The organism is Noviherbaspirillum malthae (assembly GCF_015352985.1).
Lineage (GTDB): Bacteria > Pseudomonadota > Gammaproteobacteria > Burkholderiales > Burkholderiaceae_D > Noviherbaspirillum > Noviherbaspirillum malthae.
In genome coordinates, this window is sequence record NZ_JACYXF010000001.1 from 699,883 (window position 1) to 721,309 (window position 21,427).

Here is a 21,427-nt window from a genome sequence, read left to right on the forward strand (position 1 = left end):
TGGTCAGGCACCGGCCCAGGGCAGGCCGGCCTTGCACCAGCCGCCGACGGTCTTGCGGTGTCCGTCCGCATCCTTGTCGCCCTCGAATCCCTCGAGGATGTCGAAGCAGTTCGCGTAGCCGTTTTCCGTAGCCAGCTTGGCGGCATGCCGCGAGCGTACGCCGGAGCGGCAGAGAAAGAGCAGCACGTTCTCCTTGTCGGCCGCGCGCGACAGTTCCTCCAGGAAGGCAGGATTCTGCACGCTGCCGGGATAGGTATTCCATTGCACGGCCGCATGCTGGGTTTCCGGGATTGCTACCCGTCCCACCCAGTCGCGTTCCGCGTTTGTACGAACGTCGATCAGTTTGACCCGCGGGTTGGAACGCAGAAGCTCATAGGCTTCGCTCGGCGTCACCGCGCCTGCATAAGGCAAAGAGTTTTCCTGGCCGCGTTCCCGGGCCTTGGCAAGAATGTCCATGATGTTCGACCTTGATTGACTGGAAAGGGAATGTAGTTATTTTAGCCAAACGAGCCGGGTGAGCATCGAATTTGTAAGTGCACATAAAAGGTGCAAAAATGAGAGGCCAAGGCTTTTGTATCACCAATATGGTGCATCATTCCAAAACCGCCCCTTTTTGGTGAATTTCCATTTTACAAAACTGCCGGGAAAAAGCTTGAAAATGCGCACTATTTTCACTATGTCGCCTGCATCATACGGGTGCGGCCGGTTTGTGATTTCTCAAGTTGGTGGCATGGAATCTGCTATCATTCCGGCCTGAGTTCTGGTCCCACTTCGATGTGTACCCCGGCCCCTCGCGTCACCGCGAACTTAGTCGGCTCAACCCAATTGCATAACCAACGCATCAATTTGCTCAATTTAGGAGATTCGCATGGCACGTACGGCCGCAGAGGTCTTGAAGATGGCGAAAGAAAACGAAGTCAAATTCGTTGATTTTCGTTTTGCAGACACCCGAGGCAAGGAACAGCACGTCACAGTTCCCGTCTCGCAGTTCGGTATGGACAAGTTCGAATCAGGCCATGCATTCGACGGTTCCTCCATCGCAGGCTGGAAGGGCATCGAAGCCTCCGACATGCTGCTGATCCCCGATCCGAACACAGCCAACATCGACCCGTTCATGGAAGAGACCACGCTGTTCATGCAGTGTGACGTCATCGAACCCGCCGACGGCAAGGGCTACGACCGCGATCCGCGCTCCATCGCCAAGCGCGCCGAAGCCTACCTGAAGTCCTCCGGCCTGGGCGACACCGCCTACTTCGGCCCGGAACCCGAATTCTTCATCTTCGACAGCGTCCGCTGGAAAGTCGACATGTCGGGCTGCTTCGTCAAGATCAATTCCGAAGAGGCTTCCTGGAGCACAGGCAAGGATCTCGAAGGCGGCAACACCGGCCATCGTCCGACCGTCAAGGGCGGCTATTTCCCGGTTCCCCCGGTCGACAGCTTCCAGGACATGCGTTCGGAAATGTCCCTGATTCTCGAAGCCATGGGCATCCCGGTCGAAGTTCACCACCACGAAGTCGCAGGCGCCGGCCAGAACGAGCTCGGCACCAAGTTCTCGACGCTGGTCGAGCGCGCCGACTGGACACAGAACATGAAGTACGTGATCTGGAACGTGGCCCACACCTACGGCAAGACCGCGACCTTCATGCCGAAGCCGCTGGTCGGCGACAACGGTTCGGGCATGCACGTCCACCAGTCGATCTGGAAAGACGGCCAGAACCTGTTCGCAGGCGACGGCTATGCCGGCCTCTCCGAATTCGCGCTGTACTACATTGGCGGCATCATCAAGCATGCACGCGCGCTGAACGCGATCACCAACCCGGGCACCAACTCCTACAAGCGTCTGGTTCCCGGCTTCGAAGCCCCGGTCAAGCTGGCTTACTCGGCGAAGAACCGTTCCGCGTCGATCCGTATTCCGCACGTCGCGAATCCGAAGGGCCGCCGCGTGGAAGCGCGCTTCCCGGATCCCCTGTCCAACCCGTACCTCTGCTTCTCCGCACTGATGATGGCCGGCCTGGACGGCGTCCAGAACAAGATTCATCCGGGCGAGGCAGCATCGAAGGATCTGTACCACCTGCCGCCGGAAGAAGACAAGCTGATCCCGACCGTGTGCTCCTCGCTGGAACAGGCGCTCGAGTACCTCGACAAGGATCGCGAGTTCCTGACACGCGGCGGCGTGTTCAGCGACACCATGATCGATGCCTACATCGAGTTGAAGATGCAGGAAGTCCAGCGCTTCCGCATGACGACTCACCCGATCGAATTCGACATGTACTACTCGCTGTAATCAGGCGTTGATCAATCTCTGATTGAGTATTGATCAAGTGTTGTATCAAAGGGAAAGCTTCGGCTTTCCCTTTTTTGTTTGCAGGAACTGTTGTGCTATAAACCGTTCTGAGTCGGATGTTTGTAAAGGCTAGTTTCTTATCCTAAACTTATCCCTGCCTTTACTGTTTGAAACAGAAAGATGATGAAACGACAAATTTTGGGTCTGCTGATGGCTGCAGGCATTGCCGGCGCCGCCGGAACCGCCGCAACTGCATTTGCGCAAAGCGAGGTCTATCTCTGCGTCGACGAAACCGGCAAGAAGGAATACAAGAACACGGGCTTGACCAAGGGCTGCAAGAAGATCGACCTGCCGGGCATTACCATGATTCCGGCTCCGCCTTCCGCCTCCACTGCGGCTCGCAAGCCGGTCGTGCAGACGACGGCCGCCGCCAAGCCGTCGAACTCGCCTTCCGATTTTCCCCGCGTCGACAGCGACACCCAGAAGGCCAGGGACAACGACAGGCGCCAGATATTGCTCGACGAGATGCGCAGCGAAGAACAGAAGCTTGCCGGCCTGAAGAAGGACTTCAACAACGGCGAGCCTGAGCGGCGCGGCGACGAGCGCAATTTCGCCAGGTATCAGGAGCGGGTGGCGGCGATGAAGGACGACATCGGCCGTACCGAAAAGAATATCGAAGCACTCAAGCGCGAGATCGGCAACCTGAGGTAGCGGTCGTGGTTGCGTATCGCATATCAGGTACAAGGTTTGCATAACAAGGGGTTGCGCAAGCAGCCCTTTATTTTTCAATGACCCCAAAACTCACTTCCCGCAATTCACTGGACGGACTTGAACTGCTGTCCTCGGCAGTCATCATCCTCGACCCGGACAGCCGCATCGTGTATGCCAACGCCGCGGCCGAAAACTTGTTTGAAACCTCGGCCAAGTCGCTGGTCTCGCAGCGGCTTGACGATCTCTTTCTCAACGGCGAGCATCTGGCCGAGGTATTCGAGGAGGCCATCCAGCACCGCTTCGCCGACAAGCGCCTCGATCTGACCCTGGAGCGGGCGGGGCGGGAAGCGCTGCAGGTGCATGTGATCGTCACCGCCGTCGACAAGCCCGAGATGCCGGTGCTGATCGAACTGCGGGAAAACGTCCAGCAGCTCAAGCTCGACCGCGAAGAGCGCATGCTCGACCAGAGCCAGGCCAACAAGGAATTGATCCGCAATCTCGCGCACGAGATCAAGAATCCGCTCGGCGGCATCCGCGGCGCGGCGCAGCTGCTTGAATTCGAACTGCCCGAACGGCAGCTCAAGGAGCTGCGCGAATACACGCAGGTCATCATCAAGGAAGCCGACCGCCTGCAGACCCTGGTCGACCGCCTGCTGGCGCCGCATCGTCGGCCGCATATCGTCGGCGACGTCAACATCCATGAGGTCTGCGAGCGGGTGCGCAGCCTGATCGTCGCCGAATTCCCGCAAGGCCTCACCATCAAGCGCGACTATGACCTGTCGGTGCCGGAATTCCGCGGCGACAAGGAGCAGCTGATCCAGGCCGTGCTGAACATCACGCACAATGCCGCACAGGCGCTGTCGCGCCGGATCAAGGACGGCGACGCGCAGATCACATTGCAGACGAGAGTGGCGCGCCAGGTGACGCTGGCGAAGATTCGTTACAGGCTGGCATTAGACTTGCATATTATCGACAACGGACCGGGCATCCCGCCTGACATCCAGGACCGCATCTTCTATCCGCTGGTATCGGGACGCGAGGGCGGAAGCGGATTGGGCCTGACGCTTGCGCAGACATTCGTTCAGCAGCACATGGGAGTGATCGAATGCACGAGCAAGCCGGGATGCACCGACTTCAGGATTTTGATACCGCTGCCTTGAGTCCGAACGATCGGGGCCGGCTTTGATTAATGCCTTACCATGCGAAACGCATAGAACTATATGAAGCCAATCTGGATTGTCGACGACGATGAATCAATTCGCTGGGTACTGGAGAAGGCCCTTGCCCGCGAAAACCTCGCCACCAAGAGTTTTCCCAACGCCCGGGAGGCACTCGACGCGCTGCAGACCAGCGTGCCGCAGGTGCTGGTCTCAGATATCCGCATGCCCGGCGAGTCGGGCCTGGAACTGCTGCAGGCGGTCAAGGCCAAGTATCCCGGCCTGCCCGTCATCGTCATCACCGCGTTCTCCGATCTGGATTCGGCCGTCGCCGCGTTTCAGGGCGGCGCTTTCGAGTACCTCGCCAAGCCGTTCGACATCGACAAGGCCGTCGAGCTGATTCGCCGGGCCCTTGAAGAAAGCCTGCGCGAGTCGGGCGTCGAACAGGTATCGGCCGAAACCCCCGAGATCCTGGGGCAGGCGCCTGCGATGCAGGATGTGTTTCGCGCCATCGGCCGTCTTTCGCAATCCAACGTGACGGTGCTGATCACTGGCGAATCGGGCTCGGGCAAGGAGCTGGTGGCGCGCGCGCTGCACAAGCACAGCCCGCGCGCGGCCCAGCCCTACATCGCGCTCAATACTGCGGCCATTCCGAAGGACCTGCTGGAATCCGAGCTGTTCGGCCATGAGCGTGGCGCCTTCACCGGCGCACAGGCGACGCGCCGCGGGCGCTTCGAGCAGGCCGAGAACGGCACGCTCTTCCTCGATGAAATCGGGGACATGCCCTTCGACCTGCAGACGCGGCTTCTGCGCGTGCTCTCTGACGGGCATTTCTACCGCGTCGGCGGACACCAGCCGCTGAAGGCGAATGTGCGCGTCATCGCAGCCACGCACCAGAATCTTGAGCAGCGCGTCAAGGAAGGCCTGTTCCGCGAGGACTTGTACCACCGCCTCAACGTGATCCGCCTGCGCCTGCCCAGTTTGAGGGAGCGGCGCGAGGATATCCCTCTTTTGACGCGCCACTTTTTGGCGCAGAGCGCCAAGCAATTGGGCGTCGAAGCCAAGCGCATGTCGGACAGCGCGATGCAGTTCCTCTCCAATCTGGAATTGCCGGGCAACGTGCGCCAGCTGGAAAACCTGTGCAACTGGATCACGGTGATGGCGCCCGGCCAGACGGTGGAAGTCAAGGACCTGCCGCATGACCTGACCCATGGGCAGGAAAGCGCGCCGCCTGCGGTGACTTCACTGAGTATGGCTGCGGCGTCCTTGCCGTCGATGCCGTCTCCGGTTCCAGCGTCGCCCCAGCCGCAGATGCCGGCCGCGCCGCTGTCCCCGGAAACGGCAACGACCACGCCGCAGTTCAGCGCCGGCGCTTATATTCCCGCGCCGGCAGGGCCGCTCAACGGCCATGCAGCCAATGGCGCCGGCAACGGAGCGGAAAAGTCCGGCTGGATCGCCCTGCTGGAATCCGAGGCCGCCAGCATGCTAGCGGCGGGCCAGCCGGAAGTCATGGACGCCTTGGGCCGGCAGTTCGAATCCGCGCTGATCAAGACCGCATTGAAGCATACCCATGGACGCAAGAACGATGCGGCCATCCGGCTCGGCATCGGCCGCAATACGATCACGCGGAAAATCCATGAACTCGGTATCGATGGCGCGAAGGATGAGTAGGGCGGATGCACCGGTCCATCGCGCCTAGCCGTTGATAACCCGCCGTTATCCCTCTCCGGCCACAGACGGACTGTCTGCGGCCGGATATTCCCCTTCATTGCGGTTTCCCTTCGCCTCCCTTTCCGGGTCTTGAAAGCCAGTTGCGGCGTTGCGCCGGCCATGGTTCCGCAGACATCACCCTTTATCAAACGCAAGGCCGTCTGCCGCCGCGCAGAATAAGATGGCCTGACAGCAGGCTTTGCTGTCTTGAAACAAGAGCCGCTTGATGAGAGGGCAGGGGGATTGGGCCAATTGCCCGTGCCCAAGTCTCGTCGCGGCATTCCGGAGACCCGAGCTGGTGAAGACACGTTTCAACATCCTTCACATCGTTATTGCCGTTTTGCTGACGCTTGCCGCCACGCTGGTTATTGCCAACTTCAACGCCGGCGAAAAGAAAATCCAGACGCAGGTGGAAAGCCTGTATGCCGTCACGGACCCGCAGTTCCTGCGTTCCATGGGTGTGCTGCTCGGTCCCACCATCATGGAGGGCAACCGCGTCGAGCATCTCGAAAACGGACACGAAATCTTTCCATCCATGCTGGAGGCGATCCGCGCAGCAAAGAAAACCATTACTTTCGAAACCTATATCTACTGGTCGGGAAATATCGGCAAGGAGTTCGTCGAAGCCTTGAGCGAACGCGCCCGCAGCGGCGTGAAGGTGCATGTGCTGCTCGACTGGGTAGGCAGCGCGAAGATGGACGACGGCATGCTCGACCAGCTTCGCAAGAGCGGCGTGCAGGTGGAGCGCTATCACGAGCCGCAATGGTACAACCTCACTCGTTTGAACAACCGCACCCATCGCAAGCTGCTGGTGGTCGATGGACGAGTTGCCTTCACCGGCGGCGTCGGCATTGCCGATCAGTGGGCCGGCGATGCGCAGGACAAGGAACACTGGCGCGATTCGCATTTCCGCGTCGAAGGCCCGGCGGTATCCGAATTCCAGGCGGTGTTTCTCGACAACTGGATCAAGGCGACCGGCCACGTCCTGCATGCATCGGAGTATTTCCCCGAACTGCAGCCGGTGGGGAATACGCCGGCCCAGATGTTCAGCAGTTCACCGACCGGCGGCAGCGAAAGCATGCACCTGATGTACCTGCTGTCCATCGCGTCGGCGCAGAAATCGATCCTGCTGGCGAACTCGTATTTCGTGCCAGACGAACTGGCCATCGATGGACTGGTGGCAGCGGCACGCAGGGGAGTGAAAATACGCATCATCACGCCGGGCGAGCATATCGATACCGAGGTGGTGCGACGTGCCTCGCGGGCGCGCTGGGGGGAACTGCTCGAAGCCGGCATCGAGATCTATGAATACCAACCGACCATGTTTCACTGCAAGATCATGGTCGTCGACGGCTTCCTGGTGTCCACCGGCTCGACCAATTTCGACAACCGCTCATTCAGGCTGAACGACGAAGCCAATCTCAACATCTACGATGCGAAGTTTGCCGAGGAAATGACGCGGGAATTCAACCAGGATCTCAGCAAGTCGCGCCGCATCACGCTTGAGCAATGGCAGACGAGGCCGCTGCAGGAAAAGCTGTTCGAGCATGCGATGTCGCTGTTCGGAAAACAGCTGTGATGAAAACGGCAAGCCGCTGAAGCCAAGCAGGGCGCGTATCAGGATTGGCGCCGCGGATAACCCTCGGCGGTGATGCGCACCCAGACCTCTTCCTTTTCCTCCTCCGTCATGAAGACCCAGTTCGCCACCTCCGCGACCGTACGGCCGCAGCCGCGGCAGACGTCGTCGAAGGTGGTGGAGCAGACGGCGACACAAGGCGTGTCGGGACGGGATTTGCTTTGCATGAAAAACGCCTGAGAACATCAAGCTGCAATGATAGCTTGCTCGGGCGATCGGCGTCACGCCCGACCTTGCATGACAGACAGGCATGAAGAACGATCATGGCCGGTGCCGGTCGAAATCCTTGTTCATGCGTCGCGATTGAGCTTGCGCCAGAGCGTCGTGCGGCTGATGCCCAAGTGCTTCGCCGCCGCTTCGCGGTTGCCGTCGAAGCGCGCCAATACCTGTTCCAGCGATTCCCCGGCTTGCGTCGGCTGCTTCGGCGGCGTTATCGTCCGCATCGGCATCGCCGCCTGGGCCGGCGCCGCCAGCTCCGGCGCGATGGAGGCGATGAAGCCGGGCGACAGCGCCTGCAGCGGTTCGGCGGCGAGGAACAGGGCCAGCCTTTCCATCAGGTTGCGCAGCTCGCGCACATTGCCCGGCCAGGCATAGGCTTCGAGCAGCCAGGCGCAGGCCGACAGCTCTGCATGCAGGTTCGCATGCGGACGGGCGCCGAGCGAAGCCAGTGCATTCTTCAATCCCCATTCGGCCAGCGCAACGAGGTCTTCTCTGCGTTCGCGCAACGGCGGAACCGTCACCCGCAGTACCGCGAGACGGTAGAACAGGTCGGCCCGGAAGCGCCCGTCGCGCACGCGCTGGTCGAGGTCGCAATGCGTGGCGCAGATGATGCGCACATTGACCGGGACCGGGCGCGTGCCGCCGACGCGCACGACTTCCCTTTCCTCAAGCACGCGCAGGAGCCGCGTCTGCAGCTGCAGCGGCATTTCGCCGATCTCGTCGAGAAACAGCGTGCCGCGGTTGGCCGCCTCGAACAGGCCGGCATGGCCGCCGCGGCGCGAGCCGGTGAATGCGCCTTCCTCATAGCCGAACAGCTCGGATTCCAGCAGCGATTCCGCCACCGCACCGCAGTTGATGGCGACGAAGGGCTGGCGGGCCCGCTGGCTTTCGCGGTGGATCGCCTGCGCGACCAGTTCCTTGCCGGTGCCGGTCTCGCCCTGGATCAGCACGGTGGCCGGCGACTTGGCGAACAGCACGATCGCCTGGCGCACGCGCTGCATCGCCTCGGACTCTCCGCGCAGGTCGTTCAGGCCATGCTTGGCACGCAGGGCTTCGGCAAGCGGATTGGCGCGGGCGCGTCCCGATTCCAGGTGGGTGAAGCGGGCAATCTCCAGTGCATCTTCGAATGCCTGGCGTATCGAAGCCGACGAGTACACGAACACGCCGGCAAGACCGGCTTCCTCGGCCAGATCGGTGATGAGGCCCGCGCCGACGATGGCCCGGATGCCGGCGGCCTTCATCTCGTTGATCTGGGCGCGCGCGTCTTCCTCCGTCGCATAGGTGCGCTGGAGGATCTGCAGGCCGAAGGTCTCCTGGAACTCGCTCAGCTCCGGCATGGTTTCCTGGTAGGTAATCATGCCGATGCGGGATGTGATCTTGCGGGCGCGCGCCAGTGCCTGCATCACGTCGAAGCCGCTGGCCTTGGCGATGACCACCGGCAGCGAGAGCCGGCTCTTCAGGTAGGCGGCATTGGAGCCGGCGGCAATAACGGCATCGCAGCGCTCGGTTTCCAGGCGTTCGCGGATATGACGCACCGCTTCCTCGAAGCCGAATGGGATGGGCTCGATGCTGGCGCGTTCATCGAATTCCAGGGTGATGTCGCGGAACAGGTCCGACAGGCGAGAAATTGCCACCGTCCAGATGACCGGCTTGTCGGCATGATCAGAAATGGGATGGCTGCGCGTTCGCATGTTTCATGTCTCGTTTCAGTGTTTCAATTGTAACGCTGATTGAAACGAATCGTTGCTTTCGGGAAGAAAAGGTGCCTTGGCACTACGCAAACAAGTTATTGAAAAAAAAGAAAAATCCACTTCTCAAGCGCGATGCGTTACCTCGTGGCACACGCCTTGCAATTCACCCTGCCAGTGCAGTTTCATGAAACATCCATAAGGTCATTCCATGAGCATACAATCCGCAGGCGCCGCCTTCCGCAAGGCAGTCAAAGAAGAATCCCCGTTGCAAGTGGTCGGCGCCATCAATGCCAACCATGCATTGCTGGCCAAGCGTGCCGGCTACCGTGCCATCTATCTGTCCGGCGGCGGCGTGGCGGCCGGTTCGCTCGGCTTGCCCGACCTCGGCATCTCCAACCTCGACGACGTGCTGACCGACGTCCGCCGCATTACCGACGTCTGCGACCTGCCGCTGCTGGTCGATGTCGATACCGGCTTCGGCTCTTCCGCCTTCAATGTCGCCCGCACCGTGAAGTCGATGATCAAGTTCGGCGCGGCGGCAATGCATATTGAAGACCAGGTCGGCGCCAAGCGCTGCGGCCACCGACCCAACAAGGAAATCGTGTCCAAGCAGGAAATGGTCGACCGCATCAAGGCGGCCGTCGATGCCCGCACCGATGAAAATTTCGTCATCATGGCCCGCACCGATGCGCTCGCCGTCGAGGGCCTGGAAGCCGCGCTCGACCGCGCCCAGGCCTGCGTCGAAGCCGGCGCCGACATGATCTTTCCGGAAGCCATCACCAAGCTGGAGATGTACAAGACCTTCGCCGATGCGGTGAAGGTACCGGTGCTGGCCAACATCACCGAGTTCGGCGCGACGCCGCTGTACACCGTGGAAGAATTGAAGAGCGTGGACGTCGGCCTGGTGCTGTATCCGCTGTCGGCCTTCCGCGCGATGAACAAGGCGGCCGAGAACGTCTATACCGCGATCCGCCGCGACGGCTCGCAAAAGAACGTGGTCGACACCATGCAGACCCGCATGGAACTCTACGATCGCATCAACTACCACGACTTCGAGCAAAAGCTCGACGCGCTCTTCGCGCAGCAGAAAGCCAAGTAAGAGCCAAGCAAGAGGCGAGCAAGCGCCAAGCAAGCAAACAATCACGTACCACTTTTCCCTGGAGACTAACGTATGAGCGAGCAGCAAGCCACAGGTTTCAAGCCGAAAAAATCCGTCGCACTGTCCGGCGTCACCGCGGGCAACACCGCGCTCTGCACCGTTGGCAAGACCGGCAACGACTTGCACTATCGCGGCTATGACATTCTTGATGTCGCCAATGCCTGCGAGTTCGAAGAGATTGCCTATCTGCTGGTGCACGGCAAGCTGCCCACCACGGCCGAACTGAAGGGCTACAAGGCCAAGCTCAAGTCGCTGCGCGGCCTGCCGGCGAACGTGAAGGCGGCGCTGGAAACCCTGCCGGCTTCGTCGCATCCGATGGACGTGATGCGCACCGGCGTCTCGGTGCTCGGCTGCGTGCTGCCCGAGAAGGATGACCACAACACGCCCGGCGCGCGCGACATCGCCGACCGCCTGATGGCATCGCTGGGTTCGATGCTGCTGTACTGGTATCACTACAGCCACAACGGCAAGCGCATCGAGACCGAAACCGACGACGATTCCATCGGCGGCCATTTCCTGCACCTGCTGCACGGGCAGAAGCCGTCGGCGTCGTGGGAGAGGGCGATGCACACTTCGCTGATCCTGTATGCGGAGCACGAGTTCAACGCCTCTACCTTCACCGGCCGTGTCATCGCCGGCACGGGCTCGGACATGTACTCCGCGATCACCGGCGCCATCGGCGCGCTGCGCGGTCCCAAGCATGGCGGCGCCAATGAAGTCGCCTTCGAGATCCAGAAGCGCTACGACAACCCGGACGAGGCGGAAGCCGACATCCGCCGCCGCGTGGAAAACAAGGAAGTCGTGATCGGCTTCGGCCATCCGGTGTACACCATCTCCGATCCGCGCAACAAGGTGATCAAGGAAGTCGCACAGAATCTGTCGAAAGAAGCCGGCTCGACCAAGATGTACGACATCGCCGAACGTCTTGAAACCGTGATGTGGGACATCAAGAAGATGTTCCCCAACCTCGACTGGTTCTCCGCCGTGTCGTATCACATGATGGGCGTGCCGACTGCGATGTTCACGCCGCTGTTCGTGATCTCGCGGACTTCAGGCTGGGCGGCGCACATCATCGAGCAGCGCATCGACAACAAGATCATCCGCCCGAGCGCCAACTATGTCGGTCCGGAAGACCTGAAGTTCGTACCCATCGGCGAACGCAAGTAATGCGCTAACCAGCGAACGGGCGCCTGCGATGCATGTTGCAGGCGCCGATCATTGAACCCATTCACTCAGCACAGCCATGAACACCGCATACCGCAAACCCTTGCCGGGTACATCACTGGACTACTTCGATGCGCGCGCTGCGGTCGAAGCCATCCAGCCGGGCGCCTGGGAAAAGCTGCCCTACACCTCGCGCGTGCACGCCGAAAACCTGGTGCGCCGCTGCGACCCCACCATACTCGTCGACTGCCTGAAGCAGATCATCGAAGTCAAGCGCGAGCGCGACTTTCCGTGGTTTCCCGCACGCGTGGTCTGCCACGACATTCTGGGCCAGACCGCGCTGGTGGATCTGGCCGGCCTGCGCGATGCGATCGCCAAGCAGGGCGGCGACCCTGCCAAGGTCAATCCCGTCGTGCCGGTGCAGTTGATCGTCGACCATTCGCTGGCAGTCGAATGCGGCGGATATGATCCGCAGGCCTTCGAAAAGAACCGCGCAATCGAGGACCGCCGCAACGAAGACCGTTTCCACTTCATCGAGTGGACCAAGCTCGCCTTCAAGAACGTGGACGTGATCCCGGCGGGCAACGGCATCATGCACCAGATCAACCTGGAAAAGATGTCGCCCGTGATTCACGCCATTGACGGCGTGGCATTCCCTGACACGCTGGTCGGCACCGACAGCCACACGCCGCATGTCGATGCGCTGGGCGTGATCGCCGTCGGCGTCGGCGGCCTGGAAGCCGAGAACGTCATGCTCGGCCGCGCCTCCTGGATGCGCCTGCCGGAAATCATCGGCGTCGAGCTTTCCGGCAAGCGCCAGCCCGGCATCACCGCCACCGACATCGTGCTGGCGCTCACCGAGTTCCTGCGCAAGTCCAAGGTGGTGGGTGCGTATCTCGAGTTCTACGGCGACGGCGCGAAATCGCTGACGCTGGGCGACCGCGCCACCATCTCCAACATGGCGCCGGAATACGGCGCGACGGCGGCGATGTTCTCCATCGACGAGCAGACCATCGAGTACCTGAAGCTGACCGGCCGTCCCGACGAGAATGTGAAGCTGGTCGAGCTCTATGCGAAGGAAGCCGGCCTCTGGTCGGATACGCTGGCGAATGCGCAGTACGAGCGCGTGCTGAAGTTCGATTTGTCGTCGGTGGTGCGCAACATGGCCGGCCCGTCGAACCCGCACGCGCGCGTGGCGACCTCCGATCTCGCCGACAAGGGCATCGCCGGCAAGTGGGAAGACGTTCCGGGCCAGATGCCGGACGGCGCGGTGATCATTGCGGCGATTACCAGCTGCACCAACACCAGCAATCCGCGCAACGTGATAGCCGCCGCTCTGCTGGCGCGCAACGCCAACCGTCTCGGCCTGACCCGCAAGCCCTGGGTGAAGAGCTCGCTGGCGCCGGGATCGAAGGCCGTGGAGCTGTACCTGGAAGACGCCGGCCTGAAGGGCGAGCTGGAAAAGCTCGGTTTCGGCATCGTAGCCTTTGCCTGCACTACCTGCAACGGCATGTCGGGCGCGCTCGATCCGAAGATCCAGCAGGAGATCATCGACCGCGACCTGTATGCAACCGCAGTGCTCTCCGGCAACCGCAACTTCGACGGCCGCATCCATCCGTATGCGAAGCAGGCCTTCCTCGCTTCGCCGCCGCTGGTAGTGGCCTATGCGCTGGCCGGCACCATCCGCTTCGATATCGAACGCGATGCCTTCGGCACCGATGCCGGCGGCAAGCCCATTCTGCTCAAGGACCTGTGGCCGACCGATGAAGAGATCGACGCCATCGTCAAGTCCAGCGTCAAGCCGCAGCAGTTCCGCAACGTCTACATCCCGATGTTCGAGAAGAAGGCTGCGGTTACCGAAGGCGTGACGCCGCTCTACGACTGGCGTCCGATGAGCACCTACATCCGCCGTCCGCCGTACTGGGACAAGGAAGGGCAGGGCGCGTTGGCGGCCAGCCCGCGTACGCTCCAGGGCATGCGTCCGCTGGCGGTGCTCGGCGACAACATCACCACCGACCACCTGTCGCCGTCGAATGCGATCCTGCCGAGCAGCGCGGCCGGCGAGTATCTGGCGAAGATGGGCTTGCCGGAAGAAGACTTCAATTCCTACGCGACGCACCGCGGCGACCATCTCACCGCGCAGCGCGCCACCTTCGCCAATCCGACGCTGAAGAACGAGATGGTGCGCAATGCCGACGGCACGGTGAAGGCCGGTTCATTGGCCCGCATCGAGCCGGAAGGCCAGGTCACGCGCATGTGGGAAGCGATCGAAACCTACATGGAACGCAAGCAGCCGCTGATCGTGATCGCCGGCGCCGACTACGGCCAGGGCTCTTCGCGCGACTGGGCTGCGAAGGGCGTGCGCCTGGCTGGTGTGGAAGCGATCGTAGCCGAAGGCTTCGAGCGCATCCACCGCACCAACCTGATCGGCATGGGCGTGCTGCCGCTGGAATTCAAGCCGGGCGAAAACCGCCTGAGCCTGGGCATCGACGGCACCGAGACCTTCGACGTGATCGGCGAGCGCAAGCCGCGTGCAGATCTGACGCTGGTCATTCACCGCAAGAATGGCGAGCGGGTGGAGGTCGCGGTGACCTGCAGGCTGGATACGGCCGAGGAAGTGTCGATCTACGAGGCCGGCGGCGTGCTGCAGCGGTTTGCGCAGGACTTTTTGGAGTCGGAGGCGAAGGCTGCTTGATCTGTTAGGTGTTTCCATCCTCATCAAGAGGATGATGCTTATCCATGATTCGCCAAGACCTTGAAGTTCCCTCCCTTTCAAGGGGAGGGCTAGGGTAGGGATGGGGTTTAATTACCCAGATTAAACCCATCCCCATCCCAACCTTCCCCTTGAAGGGGAAGGAGCGACAGCGGCCTTGCAGACTTCCGAGTCAGATCAGGCCGCGCAGGACGAATAAAAGCCAGCTTCATCAAGGACAACATTCATGCCCCACGTACCCCAAATCAAAATCCCCGCCACCTACATGCGCGGCGGCACCAGCAAAGGCGTGTTCTTCCGCCTGCAAGACCTGCCCGAAGCGGCGCAGGTCCCCGGCGCGGCGCGCGACGCGCTGCTGATGCGCGTCATCGGCAGCCCGGACCCCTATGGCAAGCAGATCGACGGCATGGGCGCCGCGACATCCAGCACCAGCAAGACCGTGATCGTCGCCAAGAGCACCAGGTCCGACCACGATGTCGATTACCTGTTCGGGCAGGTTTCCATCGACAAGGCCTTCGTCGACTGGAGCGGCAACTGCGGCAACCTGTCCTCAGCGGTCGGACCGTTTGCCATCAGCAACGGCTTGATCGATCCCGAACGGATTCCGCAGAACGGCATCGCCACCGTACGCATCTGGCAGGCCAATATCGGCAAGACCATCATTTCGCATGTGCCGATCACCAACGGCGAAGTACAGGAAACCGGCGACTTCGAACTCGACGGCGTCACCTTCCCGGCGGCGGAAGTGCAGCTTGAATTCATGGACCCGGCCGCGGAAGAGGAGGGTGCCGGCGGCTCGATGTTCCCGACCGGCAATCTGGTCGACGATCTCGAGGTTCCCGGCATCGGCACGCTGAAGGCAACGATGATCAATGCCGGCATCCCGACCATCTTCGTCAATGCGGAAGCCATCGGCTACACCGGCACCGAACTGCAGGACGCCATCAACGGCGACACGAAGGCGCTGGCGATGTTCGAAACCATCCGTGCCTACGGCGCGCTGCGCATGGGCCTGATCAAGAACGTCGACGAAGCGGCCAGACGCCAGCACACGCCGAAGGTGGCATTCGTCGCCAAGCCGGCTGAGTATGTCTCCTCCAGCGGCAAGCAGGTCAAGACGGAAGACGTCGATCTTCTGGTGCGCGCGCTTTCCATGGGCAAGCTGCACCACGCGATGATGGGCACCGCGGCGGTGGCCATCGGCACTGCCGCGGCGATTCCCGGCACGCTGGTCAACCTCGCGGCCGGCGGCGGTGAGCGCAATGCGGTGCGCTTCGGCCACCCTTCAGGCACGCTGCGTGTCGGTGCGGAGGCGGCGCGGGTCGGTGAGGAATGGAGCGTGACCAAGGCCATCATGAGCCGCAGCGCCCGGGTGCTGATGGAGGGGTGGGTGCGCGTGCCGGGCGATGCGTTCTGAAACGGACCCGGGATAGGTCAAGACGCTGACTGTCGAATTATTTTTGAGGATGAACGAGCGAACCAAGCAGACGATGCTGCCACGTATGTAATACCAGCCCCAAGTAGTATTCCAACACTTGGGGCCGGTACAAGAAGTGATCAGTTTTCAGCTGGATTAAATCACCAGGCATTCGGATATGAACTGTATTCCCAAGGAACAGCGTGGGCTACGGTTCGTATCCGGAAGGGCAAGGCGGGATGATTTTCCACATAACTAAACTACATACAGGAGAAAACCTTGGCAACAGTCACTGCAAATGCTGCGGGCGCTCATCGCAAGTTTGACCCGACCCAATACAATGAGTCCGAGATGTCGAAGCAGAATGGCAAGTACTCTGCATCGGATTATCAAGCGGCACTCGAAGCCAGAAAATTCATGAAGGACAATGAAAAGAACCTTCCTGATGGCAAGCTGAATTACCAGAATATTTGGGAAGGTGCCTCATCCGGAAATGTTGGCGGGAACGGCAAGGTTCTCAACCTGACCGAGAAGCAGAAAGCCGCCTTTGAAAAGCTGGCGGCAGATGACTTTGCTCTCTTTCACCGACTCAGTGAAAACAATCAGTTATCAATCCCTAGCATCGAAAAAGGCATTAAAGATCCAAAAGCACTCCATGGTTCCCGTAAGCCGGAAAATGATGACTACACCGATCCTACCAAGGGTTTGAACGGCCCGGATTCAAAGAAGGCCTTGTCAAGTTACTTCAATCAGCAGTTTGGCGACGATTGGAAACAAGTCTCTACCAGAAACATTTCACAAATCGCCAATAACGGCCGGTACTACGACGACGAGAAAAAGAACTGGGTCACTGTCGATGATCCCAAAGTGGTCGATGCAGCAGTCTGGCTGGTCAACAACAGCGGCGAAGTTGACAAAGGCGGCGCGAACAGCCTCGGGTGGATTTCCAGGAGCGAATTCGACAACTGGAATGACGTGTAAGGCAGCAAAGCGATCGGTATAAAGTACGCGTATGGCTGGACTTTCATTTCTGCAAATCGCGGACTTGAGAGTAATGGCCTGAACTCTTCCAGGCCATGGAACGCGCAGGCGGCGCGGAACTCCGGCACCCTGCCGCCGTAAGTCCGCAGTAAGCCAAGTCATCCAAACTCGTTCCAATAAAACGATGATGGAGACGCCATGAACTTTGCAGATTTCTATCAGCAGTCCGTCGATCACCCGGAGCAATTCTGGGCCAATGAAGCGAAGCGGATCGACTGGCAGCAGGCCTACACCCAGGTACTTGATTACTCCCGCCCGCCGTTCACCAGATGGTTCGTCGGCGGCACGACCAACCTGTGCCACAACGCGGTCGATCGCTGGGTCGACACCCAGGGCGACAAGCCGGCCCTCATTGCAATTTCGACCGAGACCGACAGCGAAAAAGTCTACAGCTTCCGCGAACTCCAAGGCGAAGTCATGCGCGCGGCGGCAATGATGCAGTCGCTCGGCGTGGGCAAGGGCGACCGGGTGCTCATCTACATGCCGATGATTGCCGAAGCGGCGTTTGCGATGCTGGCCTGCGCGCGCATCGGCGCCATCCACTCGGTCGTCTTCGGCGGGTTCGCTGCCAACAGCCTGGCAACCCGCATCGACGATGCAAAGCCGGCGCTCATCGTGTCGGCTGACGCCGGTTCGCGCGGCGGCAAGGTGGTGGAGTACAAGCCGCTGCTCGATGACGCGATCCGCCTCGCCCAGCACAAGCCGGCGCATGTGCTGCTCGTCAACCGCGGCCTGGCGGCCATGCAGATTACCGAAGGCCGCGATGTCGATTATGCGGCGCTGCGCGAGCAGCACATAGAGGCGCAGGTGCCGGTGACCTGGCTGGAATCGAACGAGACGTCCTACATCCTGTACACCTCCGGCACCACGGGCAAGCCCAAGGGCGTGCAGCGCGACGTGGGCGGCTATGCGGTCGCACTCGCAGCGTCGATGAAGCACATCTTCTGCGGCAACCCCGGCGAAACCTATTTTTCCACCTCGGACATCGGCTGGGTGGTCGGCCACTCGTATATCGTCTACGGCCCGCTGATCGCCGGCATGGCGACGGTGATGTACGAAGGCTTGCCGATCCGGCCCGACGCCGGCATCTGGTGGAGCATCGTCGAGAAATACAAGGTCACGCGCATGTTCTCGGCGCCCACCGCGGTGCGGGTGCTCAAGAAGCAGCCGACCGAATTCATGCGCAAGCATGATCTGTCTTCCCTGAAGGCGCTGTACCTTGCCGGCGAACCGCTGGATGAGCCGACCTCGTCCTGGATTGCCGCCGAACTCGGCGTGCCCGTGATCGACAATTACTGGCAGACCGAAACCGGCTGGCCGATCCTGTCGATCGCCAAGGGCATCGAGGACAAGCCGACCCGGCTCGGCAGCCCAGGCGTGCCGATGGCCGGCTACAAGGTCAAGCTGCTCAACGAATCCACCGGCGCCGAATGCGGGCCCAATGAAAAAGGCGTCGTGGTCATCGAAGGTCCGCTGCCGCCGGGCTGCATGCAGACGGTCTACCGGGATGACGAGCGCTTCGTGAAGACGTACTGGTCCAATTTCCGGGAGCAGGTGTATTCCACCTTCGACTGGGGCATCCGCGATGCCGACGGCTACTATTTCATCCTTGGCCGCACCGACGATGTGATCAACGTTGCCGGCCACCGCCTCGGCACGCGCGAGATCGAAGAAAGCATTTCCAGCCATCCGAACGTGTCCGAAGTCGCGGTGGTCGGCGTCGAGGACAAGGTCAAGGGACAGGTGGCAGTCGCGTTTGCGATTCTGAAGAATGCCGACGCCGCGGCGACGCCGGAAGGCCGCAAGGCGCTGGAGGCGGAGGTGATGGGTGTGGTCGACAAGCAGCTAGGCGCGGTCGGCCGGCCGGCGCGGGTGCATTTCGTCTCGCTGCTGCCCAAGACCCGCTCGGGCAAGCTGCTGCGCCGCTCGATACAGGCGATCTGCGAAGGGCGCGATCCGGGCGACCTGACCACGATTGAAGACCCGGCCAGCCTGCAGCAGATCCGCGCCGCTTTGGCGGACTAGCATTTTCAAGGTCGTGCAGGCCTCCGTGCCTGCACTTTCTCCGGCCGCGAGACTTTGTGCAGGCGCACAGGCCTGCACGACCCCGGCATGGCCTATTCGATGGTCGCTACCACCGGCGTATGGTCGGAAGGCTGTTCCCACTTGCGCGGCACCTTGTCGACGATGCAGGCGGTGCAGCGTGCCGCCAGCGGCGGCGACAGCAGGATGTGGTCGATGCGCAGGCCCATGTTGCGGCGGAAAGCCATCATCCGGTAATCCCACCAGCTGAATATCTTTTCCGGCTGCTCGAACAGCCGGAACGAATCCTTGAATCCGAGCTCGAGCAGGCGCTGGAAGGCGGCGCGCTCCAGGTCGGATACCAGCACCTGCCCCTGCCATGCGACCGGATCATGCACGTCGCGGTCGTCGGGGGCGATGTTGTAGTCGCCGAGCAGCGCGAGGTTCTCGTGCGCCTTCAATTCATCGGCCAGCCAGTCATGCAGCGCATCGAGCCAGCGCAGCTTGTACTGGTACTTGTCCGAGTCGACGGCCTGTCCGTTCGGGATGTAGGCGCACACCACGCGCACGCCTTCGATGGTGGCGGCGATGATGCGCTGCTGCTCATCCTCGAAGCGGGGATTGTTCTTCACCACGTCGCTCATCGGATGCTTCGACAGGATGGCGACGCCGTTGTAGGTCTTCTGGCCCGTAAAGGCCACCTGGTAGCCGGCCGCTTCGATCTCGGCCACGGGGAACTTGTCGTCGGTCAGCTTGGTTTCCTGCAGACAGAGCACATCGACCGGATTCTCGGCCAGCCATTGCAGGACCTGCGGCAGGCGGACCTTCAGGGAGTTGACGTTCCAGGTGACTAGTTTCATGGAGTGCGGAGAAGAAGCGTGGAAAAGAGATGCCCGCGGCTTGGAGGCGGCGGGCATCGGGATGGTGTTGCCGGACGCGACCGGGGCAGCATGCCGCCCCGGACGGATCAGGCCTTGCCGTTGGCGCGGTTGATCAGGAAGGTCGTCAGCAGGGGCACCGGACGGCCGGAAGCGCCCTTGGCTGCGCCGCTCTTCCATGCGGTGCCGGCGATGTCGAGGTGCGCCCAGGTGTACTTGCGGGTGTAGCGCTCGAGGAAGCAGGCCGCCGTGATGGCGCCGCCGGGCGGGCCGCCGATGTTGGCCATGTCGGCGAAGTTGGACTTCAGCTGTTCCTGGTAGGCATCTTCGATCGGCATGCGCCAGGCCGTATCGCCGCTGGCCTTGCCGGCGCCGAGCAGTTCGTTGGCCAGGTTGTCATGCGCGTCGTCGTTGCGGGTGAACAGGCCGGAATTGTGGTGGCCGAGGGCGGTCACGCAGGCGCCGGTCAGGGTGGCAATGTCGACCACCGCTGCCGGCTTGAAGCGTTCGACATAGGTCAGCGCGTCGCACAGGATCAGGCGGCCTTCGGCATCGGTGTTGAGGATTTCGATGGTCTGGCCGGACATCGAGGTGACGATGTCGCCCGGCTTGGAAGCACGGCCGGAAGGCATGTTTTCGCAGGCTGGGATGACGCCGATGACGTTGAGCTTCAGGTTCATCTCGCCGATGGCGCGGAAGGTACCGAGCACGGATGCTGCACCGCACATGTCGTACTTCATCTCGTCCATGTTGGCGCCCGGCTTGAGCGAGATGCCGCCGGTGTCGAAGGTGATGCCCTTGCCGACCAGGACGACGGGCGCATCCTTGGCCTTGCCGTTGAGATGCTTCAAGACGATGAACTTCGGCGGCTCGTCGCTGCCCTTGGTCACCGACAGGAAGCTGCCCATCTTGAGCGCTTCGAGCTGCTTGCGGTCCAGCACTTCGACGCCGAAGCCGTAGTCTTTCGCCAGTCGCTTTGCGGTGTCGGCGAGGTAGGTCGGCGTGCAGATATTGGGGGGCAGGTTGCCCAGATCCTTGGTCAGGTCTACGCCGTTGGCCAGCGCGATGCCCTGGGCGACGGCGGTCTTGACTGCGCCGTCGGCCGCGGGAGCGAGGAAGGCGATCTTCTTGACGCCGCCCTGCGGGGCTTCCTTGTTGCTCTTGGTGGTGTCGTAGCGGTAGCCGGCATCGCGGACTGCCAGCACGGCGGCACGCGCCGCCCAGGCCGCGTCGCGGTTCCCGACCAGATCCAGCGGCAGGGCGATCGCGCCGTCGGCCGAGCCGAGGGTGGCGAAGGCGCGGGCGGTCGCCTGCACTGCGGAGACGAAATTCTTGTCCGAGATTTCCTGCTCCTTGCCGAGGCCGACCAGCAGGATGCGCTCGGCTGCCACGCCGTCGAGGCCGCGCAGGAGGAGGGTGGAGCCGGCCTTGCCGGTGATGTCTCCCGACTTCAGCGCCGCGGCGATCTGGCCCTTGCGGTCCAGCGACTGCGCGGCTTGAGAGAGTTTCTTGTCTTCAAATACCCCTACTGCGATACAGCCGGTTTTGACCCCGGCCAGTCCGGTTTTTGCGTCGATAGGTTTTATGCTAAAGTCCATAGTCACTCCTTTTGAGACGCAATTATA

General features: G+C 61.5%; 17 protein-coding genes. 12 read left to right on the forward strand and 5 right to left on the reverse strand.

Annotated elements, in window-relative coordinates; translation table 11 throughout:
- Nucleotides 1–3: 3 nt before the first annotated feature.
- A complete protein-coding gene (locus IGW03_RS03525) occupies nt 4–456 on the reverse strand; it encodes a rhodanese-like domain-containing protein (RefSeq protein ID WP_194721097.1) in 453 nt (150 codons plus the stop codon).
- 412 nt (nt 457–868) lie between these two features.
- Here IGW03_RS03525 and glnA point away from each other — a divergent pair, with 412 nt between their 5' ends.
- From glnA to cls, 5 genes are all read left to right on the forward strand, one after another.
- Complete coding sequence (glnA, locus tag IGW03_RS03530) at nt 869–2,284, forward strand: type I glutamate--ammonia ligase (protein WP_194721098.1); 1,416 nt, start codon at nt 869–871, stop codon at nt 2,282–2,284.
- Nucleotides 2,285–2,467: 183 nt separating this feature from the next.
- The gene (locus IGW03_RS03535; RefSeq protein ID WP_194721215.1) at nt 2,468–2,995 is read left to right on the forward strand and encodes a DUF4124 domain-containing protein; all 528 of its coding nucleotides are present in this window, start codon (nt 2,468–2,470) and stop codon (nt 2,993–2,995) included.
- 77 nt (nt 2,996–3,072) lie between these two features.
- Nucleotides 3,073–4,155 carry a nitrogen regulation protein NR(II) gene (gene glnL, locus IGW03_RS03540; protein WP_194721099.1) on the forward strand — a complete coding sequence of 361 codons (1,083 nt, stop codon included), beginning with the start codon at nt 3,073–3,075 and terminating at the stop codon, nt 4,153–4,155.
- 60 nt (nt 4,156–4,215) lie between these two features.
- Nucleotides 4,216–5,823, forward strand: coding sequence for a nitrogen regulation protein NR(I) (gene ntrC, locus IGW03_RS03545; protein WP_194721100.1), 1,608 nt, complete (start codon nt 4,216–4,218; stop codon nt 5,821–5,823).
- A 337-nt stretch (nt 5,824–6,160) separates the two neighbouring features.
- Entirely contained in the window at nt 6,161–7,441 is a 1,281-nt protein-coding gene (gene cls / locus IGW03_RS03550) for a cardiolipin synthase (protein ID WP_323744919.1), read from the forward strand.
- 38 nt (nt 7,442–7,479) lie between these two features.
- On the opposite strand, the gene IGW03_RS03555 is transcribed toward cls, so the two are convergent.
- Complete coding sequence (locus tag IGW03_RS03555; protein ID WP_194721102.1) at nt 7,480–7,665, reverse strand: DUF1289 domain-containing protein; 186 nt, start codon at nt 7,663–7,665, stop codon at nt 7,480–7,482.
- Nucleotides 7,666–7,788: 123 nt separating this feature from the next.
- Complete coding sequence (gene prpR / locus IGW03_RS03560; protein WP_194721103.1) at nt 7,789–9,408, reverse strand: propionate catabolism operon regulatory protein PrpR; 1,620 nt, start codon at nt 9,406–9,408, stop codon at nt 7,789–7,791.
- 5 nt (nt 9,409–9,413) lie between these two features.
- Between prpR and IGW03_RS03565 the strand changes: the two genes are divergently transcribed.
- From IGW03_RS03565 to IGW03_RS03595, 7 genes are all read left to right on the forward strand, one after another.
- Complete coding sequence (locus IGW03_RS03565) at nt 9,414–9,596, forward strand: hypothetical protein (protein ID WP_194721104.1); 183 nt, start codon at nt 9,414–9,416, stop codon at nt 9,594–9,596.
- Nucleotides 9,597–9,616: 20 nt separating this feature from the next.
- Entirely contained in the window at nt 9,617–10,507 is an 891-nt protein-coding gene (gene prpB / locus IGW03_RS03570) for a methylisocitrate lyase (RefSeq protein ID WP_194721105.1), read from the forward strand.
- Between the two features lie 72 nt (nt 10,508–10,579).
- Nucleotides 10,580–11,734, forward strand: coding sequence for a bifunctional 2-methylcitrate synthase/citrate synthase (gene prpC / locus IGW03_RS03575; protein WP_194721106.1), 1,155 nt, complete (start codon nt 10,580–10,582; stop codon nt 11,732–11,734).
- A 76-nt stretch (nt 11,735–11,810) separates the two neighbouring features.
- Nucleotides 11,811–14,426, forward strand: a complete 2,616-nt coding sequence (gene acnD, locus IGW03_RS03580) for a Fe/S-dependent 2-methylisocitrate dehydratase AcnD (RefSeq protein ID WP_194721107.1) — start codon at nt 11,811–11,813, stop codon at nt 14,424–14,426.
- A gap of 244 nt (nt 14,427–14,670) precedes the next feature.
- Complete coding sequence (gene prpF / locus IGW03_RS03585) at nt 14,671–15,861, forward strand: 2-methylaconitate cis-trans isomerase PrpF (RefSeq protein WP_194721108.1); 1,191 nt, start codon at nt 14,671–14,673, stop codon at nt 15,859–15,861.
- A gap of 279 nt (nt 15,862–16,140) precedes the next feature.
- Nucleotides 16,141–16,842: a hypothetical protein gene (locus IGW03_RS03590; protein ID WP_194721109.1), complete on the forward strand. Its 702-nt coding sequence runs from the start codon at nt 16,141–16,143 to the stop codon at nt 16,840–16,842.
- Nucleotides 16,843–17,040: 198 nt separating this feature from the next.
- Nucleotides 17,041–18,927: a propionate--CoA ligase gene (locus IGW03_RS03595; protein ID WP_194721110.1), complete on the forward strand. Its 1,887-nt coding sequence runs from the start codon at nt 17,041–17,043 to the stop codon at nt 18,925–18,927.
- A gap of 92 nt (nt 18,928–19,019) precedes the next feature.
- Here IGW03_RS03595 and xth read toward each other — a convergent pair whose 3' ends face one another.
- Together xth and IGW03_RS03605 are read right to left on the reverse strand one after the other, a co-directional pair.
- Nucleotides 19,020–19,784 (reverse strand): exodeoxyribonuclease III, encoded by a 765-nt coding sequence (xth, locus tag IGW03_RS03600; protein WP_194721111.1) that lies wholly within the window; start codon nt 19,782–19,784, stop codon nt 19,020–19,022.
- A 107-nt stretch (nt 19,785–19,891) separates the two neighbouring features.
- Entirely contained in the window at nt 19,892–21,400 is a 1,509-nt protein-coding gene (locus IGW03_RS03605) for a leucyl aminopeptidase (RefSeq protein ID WP_194721112.1), read from the reverse strand.
- Between the last annotated feature and the right edge of the window lie 27 nt (nt 21,401–21,427).

Coding starts and splice junctions, on each gene's coding strand:
- IGW03_RS03525 (WP_194721097.1), bottom strand. CDS start 456: ATGGACATTCTTGCCAAGGCCCGGGAACGCGGCCAGGAAAACTCTTTG.
- glnA (WP_194721098.1), top strand. CDS start 869: ATGGCACGTACGGCCGCAGAGGTCTTGAAGATGGCGAAAGAAAACGAA.
- IGW03_RS03535 (WP_194721215.1), top strand. CDS start 2,468: ATGAAACGACAAATTTTGGGTCTGCTGATGGCTGCAGGCATTGCCGGC.
- glnL (WP_194721099.1), top strand. CDS start 3,073: ATGACCCCAAAACTCACTTCCCGCAATTCACTGGACGGACTTGAACTG.
- ntrC (WP_194721100.1), top strand. CDS start 4,216: ATGAAGCCAATCTGGATTGTCGACGACGATGAATCAATTCGCTGGGTA.
- IGW03_RS03555 (WP_194721102.1), bottom strand. CDS start 7,665: ATGCAAAGCAAATCCCGTCCCGACACGCCTTGTGTCGCCGTCTGCTCC.
- prpR (WP_194721103.1), bottom strand. CDS start 9,408: ATGCGAACGCGCAGCCATCCCATTTCTGATCATGCCGACAAGCCGGTC.
- IGW03_RS03565 (WP_194721104.1), top strand. CDS start 9,414: ATGTCTCGTTTCAGTGTTTCAATTGTAACGCTGATTGAAACGAATCGT.
- prpB (WP_194721105.1), top strand. CDS start 9,617: ATGAGCATACAATCCGCAGGCGCCGCCTTCCGCAAGGCAGTCAAAGAA.
- prpC (WP_194721106.1), top strand. CDS start 10,580: ATGAGCGAGCAGCAAGCCACAGGTTTCAAGCCGAAAAAATCCGTCGCA.
- acnD (WP_194721107.1), top strand. CDS start 11,811: ATGAACACCGCATACCGCAAACCCTTGCCGGGTACATCACTGGACTAC.
- prpF (WP_194721108.1), top strand. CDS start 14,671: ATGCCCCACGTACCCCAAATCAAAATCCCCGCCACCTACATGCGCGGC.
- IGW03_RS03595 (WP_194721110.1), top strand. CDS start 17,041: ATGAACTTTGCAGATTTCTATCAGCAGTCCGTCGATCACCCGGAGCAA.
- xth (WP_194721111.1), bottom strand. CDS start 19,784: ATGAAACTAGTCACCTGGAACGTCAACTCCCTGAAGGTCCGCCTGCCG.
- IGW03_RS03605 (WP_194721112.1), bottom strand. CDS start 21,400: ATGGACTTTAGCATAAAACCTATCGACGCAAAAACCGGACTGGCCGGG.